Origin of the sequence: Microcoleus sp. BROC3, from assembly GCF_036702515.1 — a bacterium.
In the GTDB taxonomy this organism is placed as follows: Bacteria; Cyanobacteriota; Cyanobacteriia; order Cyanobacteriales; family Microcoleaceae; genus Microcoleus.
In genome coordinates this window covers 73800-90744 of record NZ_JAUBTQ010000015.1, presented here as the reverse complement: position 1 = coordinate 90744, position 16945 = coordinate 73800, and the positions used below count along the sequence as shown (strand labels likewise).

Genomic DNA, 16945 nt, shown 5'->3' with positions numbered 1-16945 from the left:
ATAAGTCTAAATGGCGCTTTTTGCTGAATCGGAAAGCGAGAATCGACGCACCTAATACGATCCAAGATTTTTTCCTGAGTTATAGCCGACATTCGGCAGCTTCAACTGTCACCATCGGTTTTTACCTATTTTTACCCAGCAATCAAGCTATCACTTAAACTTTTATACCGTACATTAACGTATAAAAAACTTTTTAAGGGCATAAATTAGAGCTTTAAAACACTTTAATCAGTAATTATGCTGTGTAAAACCCCTGTTTAGGAATCTGACTTATAGCTTTTTTAAAGAGAGAAAAGTCAGGACTAAAATCCGGGTGGTAGCACCCCTATTTTTTGATGTACGCAATAGCAAATAGCTAGCTAGAGACCATCTATCTAGGCATTTTTGCTAAATCAAATCAGCGTATTCTCAATCTTCATCGAATCTTTATCAAACCTACTTGCATTAACTTGTGCTTCGGTTTACATTGAATATGTGAAGGGAAAAAACCTGCTTCCAGTCAACATAAAAATAAAGGTGTCAACCATGAAATTCCAATTAAACTTAGTCAAATCTATTTTAGCTGTTGCCGGTGTCGCCGCTGTTAGTGCAGTATCCGCAGCACCTGCCTCTGCCTTCAGCTTTGGTAATATCGTGGGTGGGGATACGCCGGGAGATGCCTATGTAAATAGCTTTTCATTTGACGTAATTGACCAGGGTTCATCAGTTCTTTTTAACATCGTCAACTCTGGAGATGCGGCAGCCTCTGATATGTTTATCAGTAAAGTTTTCTTTGATGATAATGAATTTCTGTCTGGTGTAGCTAACATTTATAACAATAATGACGTAGCTTTTAGTGGTGGTGCTAGTAACGATCAGTTGCCTCAAGGTGGTAATGGCTTCACCACAGACTATGCTTTCTCCAGAAACACTGGTGCTGGTAATAAATGGGGTATCCAAGGTGGCGAAACTTTGGGATTGAGCTTTACTGGTGATTATAATAACGTAATTTCCGGTTTGACTAGCGGTGCCTTAAAATTAGGTTTGCACGTTCAAGCCTTACCCAATGGTGCAAGCGATTCTTACATCAGCAGCAGCAGCAGCAGTAGCAACACTCAAGATACTCCTGAACCTTTAACAATGCTTGCTGCCGGAGCTGCTGTTGGGTTTGGTACTATGTTCAAAAAGCAACGCGCTCAGGCTCAAAAAGCTGAATAGACGATCGTTTTAACTGGTTTTTCATCATGGCATGACGCCACACTAATTATTTTATGAGAGATATAAAAACCTGGTTTCAGCCTGAACCCAGGTTTTTATATCTCTTATTTAAAGCTGTAGAAGAGGGCAGTATCTTCATCAAATCTTCATCAAACCTAATTGCCTTAACTTTTGTTTCGGTTTATATTGAAAATGTGAAGGAAAAGAACCAAATTCCACTCTACCTAAAAATAAAGGTGCCTAGGATGAAATCCCCATTAACTTTAGTCAAATCCCTCTTAGCTGTTGCCGGTGTCGCTGCTGTTAGTGGAATATCCGCAGCACCGGCCTCCGCCTTCAGCTTTAGTAATATCGCTGGTGGGGATACGCCGGGAAATGCCTATGTAAATAGCTTTACATATACCGTAGAGAACCAGGGTTCAGCAGTTCGTTTTGACATCTATAACTTGGGAAATCTCGCAGCTCCTAGTATGTTTATCAGTAAAGTTTTTTTTGATGATGATAATAATAATAACTATCTGTCTGCTCCCTCGCTTTACGGTACTAACATTGGTGAGGTAAGCTTTAGTGGTGGTGCTAGTAACGATCAGCTGCCTCAAGGTGGTAATAACTTCACCACAGACTATGCCTTCTCACGTAACCCTGGTGGTGGTAATGGAGGGGGTCTCCAAGGTGGCGAACGTTTTCCAGTGAGCTTTCGGGGTAATTATAATAACGTAATTGCCGCTTTGAATAGCGGTGCCTTAAGAATAGGTTTGCACGTTCAAGGCTTACCACATGGTCAAAGCGATTCTTACATCAGCAGCAGCACTAGCAACACTGAAGCTACTCCTGAACCTTTAACAATGCTGGCTGCTGGAGCCGCTGTTGGGTTTGGTACTATGTTCAAAAAGCAACGCGCTCGGGATCAAAAAGCTGAATAGGCGATCGTTTGAACTCGTTTTCGATCCTGGCTTGATGCCAAACTAATGATTTTATGTTCAAGCTAAAAACCTGGTTTCTTGGTGAAACCAGGTTTCTTAGTATCTGATAGCGCGCCACCGTGAAAACCTCGGACTTGGAAGCCTATCTCAAGGGAGCATCTCATATTTGTAAAAACACTTCTTCTGGCTCCTTCCTTTTTCCTCTTTCCACCTGCCTCCCAACTCCAATTTCTAGCTTGTCTGCTTTCATTGAGATGCTCCCGTCAAATCGCCCCTAGACAGCACATTTAAGAACTACCGCAAGACCGTTTCTGAAGCATTTCCCATATATAGCAATCCTTGCAGGAGTCGTAAATTTTTTACCCCACCCTAACCCTCCCCGAACCCGCTCGCTCGGAAGTAAGAAATTCACAAATGATGCGAGGATTGCTATAAAGACACTGAGATTTTTGAAAAGCAGATAATCACCATTGAGCATGGCTCGAACTCTAACTCGCTCAGCCGTATTTACTCGAACCTCAGTGTCACACCATGCGCGGTGGTAATTGCGTCTACTCTCAAGAAATGCAAGCTTCATTAAGGCTACTTATTTTTAATTATTGTTGATTCACTTCCTTTTTAGTCTTTGCTTACAGCGGCTGAGTAAGCAAGTGCTAGACACCCAACCAATCATTTCGAGTAGCTGTCTTTTCACTAGGTGTCCTAATGCTGAGCTATCCGTTGCATCTGAGTTTCACCACCCATCAAATTGCCGAGTGTCTACTAACATCATCTCCAAGATTTACGGCCTTTAAAATCCTCCGATTCCTTTCCGTAGGAGGGGTTCAAGCTACTGAGTCGTCCACATCCCCTACTATTTTTATGATACGATCTAAGAATAGTCTGGACTGTTTTTAGTTCGCAGTCTGAAACCCTCGATTTTCCGTGGGTACTTTGATTCCCGAATCGCCTTGAAACCCTTATTCTACCGTTGGCTATCAAAAAATGTCCGAAGTATGGCTCTCATCAATCAACTAATAACTAATATCTAAAATGTTCAAGAGAAAACTTTTTTGGCTCATCATTATTGCCACAGCTTTAGTAACTCTGAATATGACACTCCTGTGGAAACTGGGCGATATTGCTCATTTTTGGATGAGTATAGTTTTTTGGTTCGCTGTGGGTTCCCTGCTTTGGGACAACCAGGATATTCTCAAACAGAGTGAGATAAAAAGTGACCTATTATCGAGAGTAGCAGGGACGCTATTAATAGCTTTTATTTTATTTAAAAGTGCTGTGGTTTCCAGTAAATTAGATCCTTTTTTAAGACTTGCACCTTTTTTGTCTGGTTTAGGTTTGAGTCTACTTGCGGTAGGTTTTCATAACTTAAAACTATATTGGCGTGAATTGGTAATACTATTTTTTCATGGCACCCCCAGTGTAATTACGTTACCTTTAGTTGATTTTATTACCTCGCTTACTGCTAAATTTGCTTATTATTCTTTGTGGTATGTCGGTTTTAATGTAACACGTGACGGTAATTATGTTGCTTTACCGACAGGAAGGGTGTTGGTAAATGGGGGTTGTTCGGGTATAGAGGCAATGAATTACTTATTAGGTTTAGCTGTAGTTTGTTTGTTGATGTTTCCTACTAAACAAAATAAGGCTTTGGTAATAGGTGTCGCTGTCATTTGTGGTTTTCTTATTAATGTTTTTCGAGTGGCGGCAATGGCATTGTTAGTTGCATCTAATCGCCTAGATTTGTTTAAATATTGGCATGAGGGTGAAGGTTCTTTAGTTGTGGGGATGATTGCGGTGATTTTGTTTGGGATATTTTATCAATTTATGTTGAAACGAGATAGCAAACTTAGTCAAAGTTCGGGAAATTAATTAGTTGCAATTTGAGGTAATATATCGGTTCTTCGATTTCCCCTCCAATAGTCAGGAGTCTCGCTCACTCAAATGTCCGGGTGTTGAAATCCGCCAAGGTCACTACCTGCCGTTTAATAGCCCTTATATCTATCATAGAAAGGATGTCAGGAATTATAGGAAACCTGTTATGGCGACAAATGAAAGTCAAATAAATCAAATTTACGGTTCAGAGGATGCTCAGGGTATTTTACAGCTTGCGATCGCGCGGCGACAGGATGAAGGGGAATTATCCAGAGTGCAGCTTTTCGAGATTGCAGCGGAATTGGGCATTTCCGAACAGGATATTCTGGCGGCGGAACAGCAATGGTTAGCAACTAGAGGAGAATTCCAAGAAAAGCTGGTTTTTAACTCTTACCGCCGTCGCAAATTACAGAAAAATGTGACCAAGTACGCAATTATCAATACTTTTCTAGTTTTGTTTAATCTAGCAGCATCGCACGAGCTTTCTTGGTCGCTGTTCATTTTACTAACGTGGGGACTGGGATTATCGCTAAATGCTTGGAATGTTTATCAAACTGAAGGGGAAGAGTACGAAAAAGCGTTTGGCCGGTGGCGGTTGAAGAAACAAGTCGGAGAGTCTATTGGTACTGCGACGAATAAGTTTATGAAGTGGTTGCAGTCGTGATCCCCAGTCACTTGTAGGGTGCGCCCGACCGCGCACCTTACTACTTAAATCTCATCTTTCCTGGCGAGAATATATTGACATTATTAATATTGACATATTTAAAAAATCTACGTCTAAAATTATAGAAAAGTGCGACCTCTCTAAGGTGGATAAAAAAAATTATTTATTAACTTTATTACCTAATACCTCCGAGAATATTTTCCATAATTCCGAGGCAACCTCTCTAAAATGACTCTCGCTACGATGTAATTGCTAAGCACTTTTTGGGTATTTCTGACGTGGTTAAGTACATCGCAATATAGCCTGTTGCACGTTATCGAGGTGTTTTCCAGTCTTAGTGAAAACTAGGTTGTCGGCAAATTTTAAAATTTATTTAGATTCCATCAAGTTGGTAGATGTCGGGATTTTAACTCTTGTATCGGACAAATTCCTACACTACCGACATTTTCCGACTTTTCCCACCTACGGGAGAGGAAAAATTATGTAAAACGGCAGACGTTTTCCGACCCGCAAAAAGAAACTTTTGGCATATAATGTTTAGATGAAGATTTCCACTAAACAAGTATGAAACGAATTCTAGGTGGTTTTTTTGTTCTAGGTCTCAGTATTTCTACTCTTGCTTTTAACCTCACAGTAAATGCCCAAAGCGCTCAAGGTAGTGGAACTACTGGTGAGCCTAGTGGTGATGCTGGTAGCGATGTCGGTGTTTTTGAAAATCCAACGGAAGGAAACAATATTCCCGTTGATGCAGCAATAAAAGGTGCTGATGGGCGAAGTCCTAGGGCACGTCAGCAAGGCGCAAATGCTTTTTGCCAGTCAAATGGATATACCCAAGCGTTAGAAGGTTTTCAGTACAAACGTGGAAGTACCATCGGTACTATGCAGTGGGATCCAAAAACTAATAGCTGGGAATTTTGTGCAAACTGTGGAATGTACCTGACGAAAGTAAGGTGTAAGTAAGTAAGTCGATTATCAAGCTAGTGAAGCTACAACTAAGTACCGTCCTTACATAACACTTTGTTGCAAGAAAGCTACTTTTCTCTTTCCCAGGGGTGAAATAGGAGAAAAGGCAAATGGATCGCAGCGATCGCCCAATATTCGTAAAGTGTGATCGCCCTTTATTTTACGTCATACTCAAAAGCGATCGCCCTTTTCCTTCCCAAGGCGCGATCGCACTTTAAATCCCCGACTTTTTTTATAAATCGGGGATCTGCGCGTTATAGTTACGGCTAATCGAGCTTAGCAGCATCTTCAACCACAGGATGAATTAAAGCAGATCGCAAACCTTGCCGAATTTCCGAACTCAAATACCTGCGCTGCAAAATCTGCCATTTTTGCCAAGCTGCGTAGCGATTTTCGGCTAACAAATCAGCCAATTTCGGCAACTCTTTTTTAAGACCGCGAGCGACAAAATCTGTCAGAAACTCGCCTAAAACTTCACTGTCTTGAATCTCGCCCAAACATTCCTGAACAGCTTTCACATCTTCGACATAAACTTCGTAAGTCTCGCTGTAAAAATCCCCAAACAGATTCATCAAATAGCGAACTCGCTTAGCTTGCTTCCGCAAATCGTGCAGAATAGTTCCCTCCGCTGCTAACTTCTCTTCGACAGCCTCAGCATTCAAATCATCAGCAACTTTAACTTTGCCATCCTCATATTCTGTACCCAACAGCCAAGCCGGATGCAGGAAAAACTCACTGACTTGAGGTAACAGTAAATCTGGCAAAACCTCACCAATTGGCAAATGTTCGATCGCCCCATACTTCGGTTTTTCCAACCAATCCTCGATCGACTGCTTTAGCAATTCGTAGCTTTTGTGCTCTAAAATCGCCCTCACCCCTTTCAAAGCCCGGTGTCGCTGTTTGAGCAAATTCAACAAAGCTTTATCCAAAACTTCCTGTTCTTCAGTCGGCAAATTCGGGTAATAGCGGTTTTGGAGACTTTCGAGCATCACATCCAAATCCCTGAGAGTTCCCAGAATCCGCCCCACCTTACCAATTTTACGTTCAGAAGCCTGTTTTGGCCAATCTAAAACCGGAGCAAAACCAGTCACAGCCGATCGCAAACGTCTCAATCCCACGCGCATTTGATGAAGTTCTTCCGCGTCTTGGTCTTTGATAACTTCAGCCTCGTGCGCTACACTTTTGCGGAAATATTTCTCAATCGCTCCAGATGCAGCGTCTCCGAGAGTTTTAACTTGAGTTTTAACTTTTGCTGATGTTTTTACGTTCATGGCAGGTGTAGATTCCACTTTGCTGATCGACTTTAATCTCGATTTCAAAGCTTTGCTAATAAGGGGTTATATCCTAGCACATACTTTAATTTATGAAGCGCAGCCACAATAAATCTTAATATAAAGTGCTTGACAATTTCTACAAAATCAGCATCTAGCAATCTTCAAATCTTCAAATCTTCAATTCTTCAATTCTTCAATTCTTCAATTCTTCAATCCAAAATCTAAAATCTAAAATCTAAAATAAAATGTCCCTCTCTCGCCCTTGGGCCGATAAAAATCGGATTTCTGGCGCGCTTTCCCAAACAGGTTAAGAGCGCTGCAAACCGACATTTATTCGCCAAAAAGTGAGAGAGGGTGCGTGAGGGAGGACAAGTTTTAAATTAAATCAAGCCCGCCCAGCTTGTCCGACTTCAAAGAGGCAGTTTAGCCTTTCCAGTCTTTCTCAGATTGCGAGAGCACGTAGGTTGCTACATCCTCGATTTGTTCGGGCTTCAAGCGGCCGGCGAAAGCAGGCATAGCATTTTTGCCCTTAGTTACCTGAGTGGTAATAGCTTCCAGAGAATTCATGCCGTACTTCTCAAGAGCCGTCTTTTTCAAGGTTTTCTGCGCCATAACCACGTTGCCGCCACCGATGTGACAAGCAGCACAGTTCGCGCTAAAGATTTTAGCTCCGTTAGCAGCATCACCTGCCAAAGCAGGGCGGCCAAAGCCGACGGTAAAAATTGCGATCGCTAACAGGGCGATCGATAAGAGTCTTTTCAACGCAGTTCTCCTCTAATGGACACGTAAAGGGTGATTCTTTAGATATTTTACCTGTTAAAACAGGCGCGATCGCACACTCGTATCGCCTTCTCCCGAGTAATTTACCACTTTTTGGCAGTGGCAGTTCAACTCTCAAAATTCTCCACGCCCCAGCCCGGAGCTTTCTGAGCAGCCCGGATCACAAAAGCGGCTAAATTTTCAATCTCAGCCTGCGGCATCCAGCTTTCCGGCACTTGGCGGCACCAAAAAGTCTCCTCAGTACCGTCATAAGTCATCGGTTCTCTCAGATACGCCACCAGACTATTGATGTTGTTGCGGGGAGGCGTTGCCCCCTGGAGGTCAGCCAAAGACAGAGATACAGTCGGATCGGGCAAATTAGCACCTCCGACGTGACAATTCAAGCAATTTTGCTCGAACAAAACTTTGCCCGCAGACAACTCCTGAGCCGAAAACAAGCGAGTATGTCCCTCAGAGTCCAACTCCAGAGCCACAGGTTCGCTGGCTTGTAAATACCTATTCACGTAAGAATCGGCAGCAGCCAAAACAGGTTGAGGAGCCAACAGCACGAGCGGCAAAATAATTAACATCCCCAACAGAAAGCAGACAAAAGCACCACGACGCAGCATGAGGGACTACAACCTTTTGCGATAATCAATGAGCAGGAGGTAAATTTTAGATTTCAGATTTTAGAGCGAAAAACGACCGGCCAGCAATTCTTGCCCAACTTCAGCCCTCTCCAAATCCAAAATCCAAAATCTAAAATCTAAAATCTAAAATCGATTAGCGAGCGCCTTTGCCGCCAGCCCACTGCTTGGAGACAATTTTCGGCTGCAACAGAATGTGACCGGCAATCGCGTACAAATCGTCATCCGAGAGATTTCTCATCTCAGCGAAAATATCCGCGCTCTTCATGCTCGGATGCAGTTCCGAAATCTCCTCAAACCCGTCATAAGTGGTGGGATTTTTCATAAAGTCCACCAGCGACTCAATATTATTCCGGGGCGGGTTGGCTAAAGCCAGAGTTTCCGGACTCAAATTCACGTTGGGGTCAGTTTTCGTCATGCCCGCAGCGTGACATTGAGCGCAAGCCGAATTGAACAGGCGTTTGCCTTGCTGAACTTGTTTGAGGCTCAGCACCACCGGAGCACCCTTGTCATTCAAAGTCACAGTGCGAAGTTCAGGACTCAGTTCGACAGCCATCGCACTGCTGACAAATAACTGAAAGCTCAAGAATACAGCGGTCAGAGCAATGAAATATCTTTTAAGCATGGTTCTCCTTAAAAAAATCCGGCAAATTATTGAACGCTAAGAGATCGTACCTGGCAAACAGATTTGTGTTCACAATTCCCTGATTCTGCAACAACTGGCGAAAGTTTGTGCAGCTATACCTTTAAAGGTAGAGGAATTTTGCGAGCTAATCTGCAAGAAGTTTTGAGTCGCGCCTTTTTTCGAGAGTGGACATAATTGCCTTAACATCCTCCAAAGCCAAACGGGTTTGAGGGTGCTTGTAGGCAATTTCCAACTCGTCGCACAAGCGGATCACGTCTTCAACAGGGACGTTGAAGTCCTCTGCTATTTCTGCGATGGACAGGTCTGCAAAACCCATAATTTTTAGGTCGCTGACAGGTCAAAATTGAGTTGACGGCTATTAACTGAAAGCCGGACAATTTTAGAAAGCGCTGTTAGCTTGTTGTGTTAGTTTGTTCTGAGATTTTGTTTGATCTATCGCAAGCTAACTAACCGCTAACTGCTACTAGGCATTTTTGCCCAGCCAAACTCCAGGGCCAATCAACTTCCGATCAATATCATCCCACTGCTGCGTCGTTATTACCAATAGGACTTGCGCGCGCGGGGCTCAAAAGCCGGTGTCTGCGTGAACGTCTCGTTACCAAACTCAATATTGTTGGTAGAAGCCGGGTTTTTCGCAATTCCTCAGCAATTTCCTCTGTGTCCCGCACTCACCAACAGACAATCCTCCGGCGCGGCAGCTTAGGGAGAAAGTTTGAAAGCGTGAGTCTGCGGGGGCAAAGCGTGGTTGTCGCTGCCATTGAGGGCGGGGAATTCCGAGCCGGCCAAGAAAGGCTGGGGCTGGTGGAGGCTGATGAGCTGACCGAGAGTTTTCTTTAATTGAGTCCGGGGTACAATCAAGTCTACAAAACCGTGGGCGAAGGAGTATTCGGAAGTTTGATAATTTTCCGGCAGCTTTTCGCGCAGAGTTTGCTCGATTACCCGGCCGCCCGTAAAGGCCACAGTAGCTTTTGGCTCTGCAATTATAATGTCTCCCAGCATGGCAAAACTGGCGGTGACGCCGCCGGTGGTCGGGTGGGTCAAAATCGGGATGTAAAGCAGTCTCGCTTCCCGGTGGCGTTCCAAAGCCCCGGAAATTTTAGCCATTTGCATCAAGCTGAGCATTCCTTCTTGCATTCTTGCACCACCGGAAGCGCAGACCACGATCGCGGGCAAGCGTTCCCGCGTGGCGTGTTCGATGAGGCGAGTCAGCTTTTCTCCGACAACTGAGCCCATGCTGCCGCCGATGAACTGAAATTCCATGACTCCGAGGGCGACTGGCAAATTTTCTAGTTTGCCGATGCCTGTTTCTACGGCGTCTAAGTGGCCTGTTTTTTCTTGAAATTCTCGGAGTCGATCGCTATATTTTTTTCGATCGCGAAATTTCAGGGGATCGGTGGCGTGCAGTCCTTCGTTAATGGGTACCCAGGTATTGGGATCGATCAACTGCTCGATGCGATCGTCACTGTAAACTCTGATATGATGCCCGCATTCCAAGCAAACCATTTGATTTGCTCGCAGGTCTTTGGTATAACTGAGGGCACCGCAAGCTTCGCATTTATTCCAAAGTCCGTCCGCAATTTCTCGTTCCGGCCGTTCTTGGGAGTTCGGTACTGATTTTCGTCGATTTGCAAACCAATCAAATAGAGACATTAAAACTTGGTAATTGGTAATTGGTAATTGGTAATTGGGAATTGGTAATTGGTAATTAGTAATTGTTAGTTGTCAGTTGCTAGTTGTCAATTGCTAGTTGTTTAGTGACTAATGACTAATGACTAATGACTAATCACCAGATTCTGGCTCATCTTCAACGGGACTGATGAGGAGCGATGCAGTTCGCTGGTGTTCTGGAAGAACTTGCAGGGCTGTAGCACTTCCAGCCCCCAAATAAGATGCTATGCCCAAGTCTACAATCCGGGCCGGGATTTGATGAGCAGCCAGGAGCTGCTGCATTAATTCCGCTTCCCAGCGAAAGCTAGTGGTTTTAAGTGTAATCCAAGACACGGGACAATTTTACCAATTTATGAACCGATATTATGAAGTTCGATCGCTAGACTAGCTGCCGATCAGAAACTAAAATTCGGGAAAAACAACTGCAAGTAAGTAGATAAGATGGCTTCGCCCCACAGAGCAGTAATTGCTGCACCGAGAGCCAGAAACGGGCCGAAAGGCATGGGTTGACGCCGATCGAGCAACCCGAGGGCGATCGCCCCGCCACCGGCAAAAGCCCCGGCTACACAGGCGATGAATCCCGCTAGCAGCAAGTATTTCCAGCCCAGCCAAGCTCCCATCAAGGCGGCCAATTTGGTATCTCCGGCCCCCATCGCATTCTGCCCCAGGCCGATCGTCCCGGCGAGTCCGATGGCGTCAAACAGCCACAACCCCACAACTGCTCCCGCGATCCCGTCGAGTACGAGATAGTGTACCGAGTCGATCGGACTAAATGTCGGCCACCAACCTTTCGCCACCTGGAAAACCAATCCGACCACCAAACCCGATCGAGTTAAAGAATTAGGCAAAGTCATTGTATCGCAATCAATCAAAGACAAAGCCAACAGCCAGGTAAACAAAGCCCAAAAACCCAGAGTTTGCACACCCGCCCCAAACCGCCAGAAGATTAGCAAAAACAGCAAACCCGTAGCTGCTTCCACCAGCGGATAGCGGGCCGAAATCCGACTGCGGCAGTAATTGCAGCGTCCCCGCAGCCACAGCCAACCGAAAATCGGTATATTTTCGTAAGGTTTGAGTTGATTTAAACACTTGGGACAGCGAGAAGGAGGGTGTATCACCGACAAACCCGCAGGCAACCGATAGACTACCACATTTAGAAAACTGCCAATAGCAGATCCGACAATAAAGACGATCGCCGTGACAAGGCAATTAAAGAGAATTTCCATTAATTTGTCTGTTGACTGTTCATTGTTGACTGTGGTTATGTGTCACTTGTTAGTTGTTAGTTTTTAGATCGTGTACGGTCAATTACCCATCATAAAAGGTGTTAACAGTCAAAAATGCAAATTTTCATAAAATCCTGAAAACTTAGGCCTGCACTAGAAATTTATTTTATTGCGAGCGTTCGAGCGGACATAATATTAGTTACGAATGATTGATGACCAATTACCAATTACCAATTAATACATTTGAGATTCAATTTCGTCAAAAGTAACAAAACGTTCACCGGGCAACAAAACGGGCTGCGAAGCAAAAATTAGCTGACCTCGATCGCTTCCTTGACTGACAACTACACCGGCCGGACGCTGCATCTGGTCGGAATGCACTTTTAGATACATACCATAGGCCGATCGAGCAGCTTTGATCAAATCGGGAGCTAGCAAACTGTGACTTTCGGAAGTTTCTATCGTGGGTTCGGGGTTTGGTTGGTATGGGTTCACTGGAAACTTATCATAATGGTATTAAGTCGAGCTATTGGTGTTGCCTCTAGAGCGATCGAACTTACCTTATTTTTTAAGAATAAACTAGGTGGAAATTATTAATAGATTAACCTACAATCCTCCCTTAGCTGCGATCGAACTGCGGCTGCGAGCGCTCCTTTCTGCCCAACTGTACGCTGCTGCGTGGGTAGATCCGTCCCCCGCAACGCTCATGGGAGTTTTCGAGCACCTGCGCACTCTCCGGTACATCCTCCACGACTACGTGCCCAGGCCCGTGTCCGAATCTCCGCCCAACCCGGGCGAGGTGCGCTACCAGTGGCAAACAGGCACCTTGCTGTTCACCGATTTGGAAGGGTTTACGTCGCTGTTGGAAGCGAACGCGGCCCAAGGGCGCAAGGGAGCTGAAACGCTGCTGGGCGTGATTAACGACTATTTTGCCTCGATGATTGAAATTGTCAGCAAATCGGGCGGCGATTTGCTGGAGTTTACCGGAGATGCAATGCTGGTGCAGTTTCTGTCAGGAATTCACCAAGAGGATACAGCCAGGGCGGTGCGGGCTGGTTTGCGGATGCAGCGGGCGATGGCTGAATTTGCGAATATTGAAACGGCGCGGGGTGTTTTGTCTTTGAAGATGCGGGTGGGCATCCACTGCGGCCGCTACATTAGTGCTGACATCGGTACCCCGCAGCGGATGGCTCACGTACTGGTGGGACATTCAGTCCAGCAAGCCAAGCAAACTGAGGGTTCTGGGAGTGTGGGGCGGGTGTGTGTGACTGAAACCGCTAGAGAGTCTTTGGGAGAGCAATTTCGCTTTGAACCCGGGAAACAGGGTTATTTTTTGGTGGCGGACGATTTCACGGACGATCGACTCGGAGAGTATGATATCACTTTGACTGGGCGGCGGATGCCGAGTTCGGTATTGCTCGATCGCAGCGTAGCGGGTTTGGTAAAAGAAATCGGGGAATCTGTGAAGCGGCTTGAACCCCTTGCTAGTTATATTCCCAAAGCGATTCTGAGACTGCTGGTGGAAAATGCAGACAGGCGGAAAATTCCGCCTGATTTTCCCGAACCGACGGTGATGTTTGTCAACTTGATTGGTTTACCGGAGTCTGTGGACAAAGCTTCGCTGGAGGAAGAAGTCAATCTGGTACTGGGTTTTTCTCGGGTGTTTGCGTCGATTGATGCTGTAGTGTCAGCTAAAGGGGGCGTGTTGCAAAAAGTAACGGCTCACTTGAACGGTTCGGATATGCTGATTTATTTTGGCGTGCCCGACGCTCACACGGATGACGCCAGCCGCGCGGCTAGTGCGGCGATTGCGATCCGAGATATGATTGCAGGTTTGCCTCTGGTAATTATCGCGGGCGAAGAAGTAAAAGTAAGCTGTCAAATTGGGCTGTCCCGGGGGCCGGTGTTTGCTGCTGAGGTTGGGGAACCGCGAGGGCGCAGGGAGTTTAATATCCTCGGCGATACGGTGAATACGGCAGCTCGGTTGATGAGCAAGGCGGGGGAAAACCAAATTTTGATTGCTGAAATGGTGTTTGAGTCGATCGAGCTAAACTTCATTTGCGAGGCTTTGGGAGCTGTTGCTCTGAAGGGGAAATCTGCTCTGACTCCGATTTTTGCTTTGCAAGGTGCAAAAGGGGAGAAGGGAAAAGGGGGCGTTTAAATAACTTTGCTGGGCAATAGTTGTGCAAGTTTTATGCTTCACAAAGGCAACTACAGTACAACAGCTTTCCAGTCTGACTCCTAAATGTCAATTGTGTAATGTTGGTTGTACGATACATCATAATAAAAACCGCCGCTTCGTCACTCGCATAGACTAAACTCCGATCGATACTTCACCGTTCCGCTGCAATCCTGCAAAGCTCCACTTTCTAACTCCAAAACCATAAAAGCCTCATCTGGCACATCATATTCACATTTCAAGCTTTTTCTACTAGCAGGAATGAACCCAAAACGCGAATAGAAATCGGGATAACCAAGCACAACCACTACCTGAAATCCCGATCGCCTGCACTCTTGTAAACCGTGCTGGATCAGCAGCGTTCCTATACCTTGGCGCTGGTATTCGGGAAGAACTGCGACTGGTGCCAACCCCAGAATCGACAAATTGCTAGAACATTTTCCTGCGACAACAACCGGACTGAAGAAAATGTGTCCGACAATGCGATCGGGTTGGACGGCAACGAATGAATATGTAGCTGCTATTCCCCGCAATCGATCGACTAAGTTAGCCTCATTTTCTCGCCCGAATGCCGCAATATTAACTTGGCGAACGGTCTCTAAATCTTCTGGCTTTTCGGTACGGATATCCATAGCTTAGATTAATGGTTGTGCTGCCACTCTGGCAGACGTATTACTACAGAAACTGTTTCTATCTTTCGATCGCGATATTAATCAAATTATAGATCCCCTCAAGCCTTTTTCCTCTTTTTGAGCCATGTATTTTTGGCAACACATGATGCAACCACTGACAGATTACTGCCAAATGGCCAAAGTCCATCTCTTCCAATCTTCACCCGAGAGGCCGAACCGCTTAACTTTCATTATTGCGGCACAAGCTGACCGGAAGACAATCGCTTAATACCCTCCATCGCTGTAGTTTCTCCGGCTTTATCGCCGCCCTCACGAGCAATTTTTAAAGCTCCTTCGTAGGATTCAAGAGCTTTAGCATATTGACCGATACTTTCATAAATCGCGCCCATATTGTTGAGCAAGCGTCCAATACTTGTCTTGTCGCCGATTGCTTCTAACATTGGTATCGCTTGCTGAAAATAGATCAGCGCTTGAGTATCTTTACCGAGTTTGCGAGAGGTAAGTGCCATGTTGTTGAGGAGGCGGCCGACGCCAGCCCTGTCTCCGATTTCCCGGCGAATTGCTAAAGCTTGGTGGTAAAATTCCATCGCTCTATTAAAGTCGCCGATGTTGTAGTAGACGCCGCCCAAGTTATTGAGGGTACGGCCTAAATCGCGGCGATCGCCGGAGGTCGTGCGAATCGTGCGCGCTTGTTGGTAAAATTCGATCGCCTTGGCGTAATCTGCCTGTTCTCCGTACACTGCGGCGATGTTGTGGAGGGATTCTCCAATTTCAATTTGGTCGTTGGCACTTTTGGCAAGTTCCAAAGCTTCTTGGTGCAGTTTCATCGCTTCGGAAAAATTGTCCGCAATGCGGTTGACAAAACCGATGAGATTGATAGTGCGCGCGATACGACGCCCTTCGCCGATTTCTCGGTGAATGACTAAAGCTTGCCCCAAAACTTCCAAAGCTTTGGGCCTCGAACCCATTTCGGCATAAACTTCCCCCATATTGTTGAGGGTTTCTCCAATTCCGGGTTTGTCGCCTAGTTGCTTGCGAATTGCCAAAACTTGCTCAAAAGTCTGGATTGCTTCTTGAAACAAACCCTCGCGGTGCTGTTTTACTCCTGTTTCAAAGAGTTGGTCTGCTTGCGTTTTGGGGTCTGTTGCCTGAGCGAGTGAAGCGAAGCTATCCCGTAAGGAATCGCTCGCTTGGGCGCGCCTCGCATTGATAATTGGGACATAAGCCCGGGCGTCTGAAATTGCCAGCAAGCTGAGTGCGGGCGATAAGACAATACTTATAGCTGCGAGATAGCTGAAGTGGTAAGAGCGGCAGTGCACCGATCGAGTCCTCCAATAGCCAAGTTATAACTATTAAGATAGAGCTTTTTGGGATGTTCCTGCCGAATTTTTTCTCAATCGCTAAGTTCTGAGTTGGTTTTTGTCTTGCCAGACTGCCAGAATTAGCGGCATATTGTTGAGTGCGGAGATGACAGCAAAGTTTTTGCTGGGTGGAAGCGATGCTTTTTCATGGCTTTGCAAGATGATGTCCTGTTTGTCAACCGTGATCCAAGCAGTTCCTGACAAAACTTGAATTTCTCGATGAGTTTGAGGCAATCTGTATACCTCGTTTTCCATCAGCATAATGCGATCTGGCGCTGCCAACTCGGAAGATATTTGAAGCATAGCATCTCCTACTTGGTAATTGAGAATTGGTAATTGGGAATTGCTAATCGAAGACTGTCTTTCACTTCATTTCCACACCACCGACAATCGACTATTGGCAGTAACGCCGAGCGATCCAATCGCGCATTTCATCATCAGTTGCCCCGTCGATAGAGCGACCTGTAGCTCGATCGCAACCGTGCCACCAAGTGTTACCATCATTATCTGAGGTCTGCCAAATTCTCAGCTCGTCTGGGCCATCGGCGGCGAAGAAAAACTGCCAAATTTGATTCACAACCCAAAATACAGATCGTCCTTGATGTTTTTGGGATGGTTTAACTCGATCGGCAATCGAAACAATTTTTATTTTGGGAGGATCGATCGGATTTCTGCAAGTAGACATAGCCCACACCTTCAAGTTATAATTTCAACAAAAATTGCATCCATAAAATTACAAACAATAGCGTAACAATGCAATATTTTGATGGCAAATGCCGCCTAATATTGTTGTCGTGCAACTTTTGTTGAAGTCTATCTGTTACCTGATAAATTAACCTTAACTCTGCGGCAATTGACAATCAAAGCATTGCTTGCATAGGTTGTATGAATAAAATCGATAGATTGATAGAAGCCCTTGTGACAATTTGGGTAC

The 16945-nt window shown here is 45.3% G+C and carries 19 protein-coding genes; 6 read left to right on the top strand and 13 right to left on the bottom strand.

Annotated features, from left to right (window positions below):
* Nucleotides 1-384 precede the first annotated feature (384 nt).
* The 5 genes from QUB30_RS12170 (at nt 385) to QUB30_RS12150 (ending at nt 5616) form a co-directional block, all read left to right on the top strand.
* Nucleotides 385-1197, top strand: coding sequence for a PEP-CTERM sorting domain-containing protein (locus QUB30_RS12170; protein ID WP_333333482.1), 813 nt, complete (start codon nt 385-387; stop codon nt 1195-1197).
* A 53-nt stretch (nt 1198-1250) separates the two neighbouring features.
* Nucleotides 1251-2120, top strand: coding sequence for a PEP-CTERM sorting domain-containing protein (locus tag QUB30_RS12165; RefSeq protein ID WP_333333480.1), 870 nt, complete (start codon nt 1251-1253; stop codon nt 2118-2120).
* Nucleotides 2121-3152: 1032 nt separating this feature from the next.
* Complete coding sequence (gene crtA / locus QUB30_RS12160; RefSeq protein ID WP_333333478.1) at nt 3153-3989, top strand: cyanoexosortase A; 837 nt, start codon at nt 3153-3155, stop codon at nt 3987-3989.
* Nucleotides 3990-4158: 169 nt separating this feature from the next.
* Complete coding sequence (locus QUB30_RS12155) at nt 4159-4656, top strand: 2TM domain-containing protein (RefSeq protein ID WP_333333476.1); 498 nt, start codon at nt 4159-4161, stop codon at nt 4654-4656.
* 564 nt (nt 4657-5220) lie between these two features.
* Nucleotides 5221-5616, top strand: a complete 396-nt coding sequence (locus QUB30_RS12150) for a hypothetical protein (protein WP_333333474.1) — start codon at nt 5221-5223, stop codon at nt 5614-5616.
* Between the two features lie 269 nt (nt 5617-5885).
* Here QUB30_RS12150 and QUB30_RS12145 read toward each other — a convergent pair whose 3' ends face one another.
* The 9 genes from QUB30_RS12145 to QUB30_RS12105 form a co-directional block, all read right to left on the bottom strand.
* Nucleotides 5886-6890, bottom strand: coding sequence for a CHAD domain-containing protein (locus QUB30_RS12145; protein ID WP_333333472.1), 1005 nt, complete (start codon nt 6888-6890; stop codon nt 5886-5888).
* A 426-nt stretch (nt 6891-7316) separates the two neighbouring features.
* Complete coding sequence (gene petJ, locus QUB30_RS12140; RefSeq protein ID WP_333333470.1) at nt 7317-7655, bottom strand: cytochrome c6 PetJ; 339 nt, start codon at nt 7653-7655, stop codon at nt 7317-7319.
* Between the two features lie 125 nt (nt 7656-7780).
* Entirely contained in the window at nt 7781-8281 is a 501-nt protein-coding gene (gene psbV2 / locus QUB30_RS12135) for a photosystem II cytochrome PsbV2 (protein WP_333333468.1), read from the bottom strand.
* 154 nt (nt 8282-8435) lie between these two features.
* A complete protein-coding gene (gene psbV, locus QUB30_RS12130; RefSeq protein WP_333035576.1) occupies nt 8436-8924 on the bottom strand; it encodes a photosystem II cytochrome c-550 in 489 nt (162 codons plus the stop codon).
* A gap of 145 nt (nt 8925-9069) precedes the next feature.
* Nucleotides 9070-9261, bottom strand: a complete 192-nt coding sequence (locus QUB30_RS12125; protein WP_006633443.1) for a hypothetical protein — start codon at nt 9259-9261, stop codon at nt 9070-9072.
* Between the two features lie 383 nt (nt 9262-9644).
* A complete protein-coding gene (gene accD, locus QUB30_RS12120) occupies nt 9645-10595 on the bottom strand; it encodes an acetyl-CoA carboxylase, carboxyltransferase subunit beta (RefSeq protein ID WP_333333466.1) in 951 nt (316 codons plus the stop codon).
* Between the two features lie 129 nt (nt 10596-10724).
* Complete coding sequence (locus QUB30_RS12115) at nt 10725-10946, bottom strand: hypothetical protein (RefSeq protein ID WP_172185103.1); 222 nt, start codon at nt 10944-10946, stop codon at nt 10725-10727.
* A gap of 62 nt (nt 10947-11008) precedes the next feature.
* Entirely contained in the window at nt 11009-11839 is an 831-nt protein-coding gene (locus QUB30_RS12110) for a prepilin peptidase (protein ID WP_333333463.1), read from the bottom strand.
* 234 nt (nt 11840-12073) lie between these two features.
* A complete protein-coding gene (locus tag QUB30_RS12105) occupies nt 12074-12334 on the bottom strand; it encodes a hypothetical protein (RefSeq protein WP_172185099.1) in 261 nt (86 codons plus the stop codon).
* An 88-nt stretch (nt 12335-12422) separates the two neighbouring features.
* Between QUB30_RS12105 and QUB30_RS12100 the strand changes: the two genes are divergently transcribed.
* A complete protein-coding gene (locus QUB30_RS12100) occupies nt 12423-14000 on the top strand; it encodes an adenylate/guanylate cyclase domain-containing protein (protein ID WP_333333461.1) in 1578 nt (525 codons plus the stop codon).
* Between the two features lie 140 nt (nt 14001-14140).
* Here QUB30_RS12100 and QUB30_RS12095 read toward each other — a convergent pair whose 3' ends face one another.
* The 4 genes from QUB30_RS12095 to QUB30_RS12080 form a co-directional block, all read right to left on the bottom strand.
* Nucleotides 14141-14650 carry an N-acetyltransferase gene (locus QUB30_RS12095; protein ID WP_333333459.1) on the bottom strand — a complete coding sequence of 170 codons (510 nt, stop codon included), beginning with the start codon at nt 14648-14650 and terminating at the stop codon, nt 14141-14143.
* Nucleotides 14651-14880: 230 nt separating this feature from the next.
* Nucleotides 14881-15969 (bottom strand): tetratricopeptide repeat protein, encoded by a 1089-nt coding sequence (locus QUB30_RS12090; protein ID WP_333333457.1) that lies wholly within the window; start codon nt 15967-15969, stop codon nt 14881-14883.
* Between the two features lie 81 nt (nt 15970-16050).
* On the bottom strand, nt 16051-16314 hold the full coding sequence (locus QUB30_RS12085) for a hypothetical protein (RefSeq protein ID WP_333333455.1): 264 nt from the start codon (nt 16312-16314) through the stop codon (nt 16051-16053).
* 91 nt (nt 16315-16405) lie between these two features.
* Entirely contained in the window at nt 16406-16696 is a 291-nt protein-coding gene (locus QUB30_RS12080) for a hypothetical protein (protein ID WP_333333453.1), read from the bottom strand.
* Between the last annotated feature and the right edge of the window lie 249 nt (nt 16697-16945).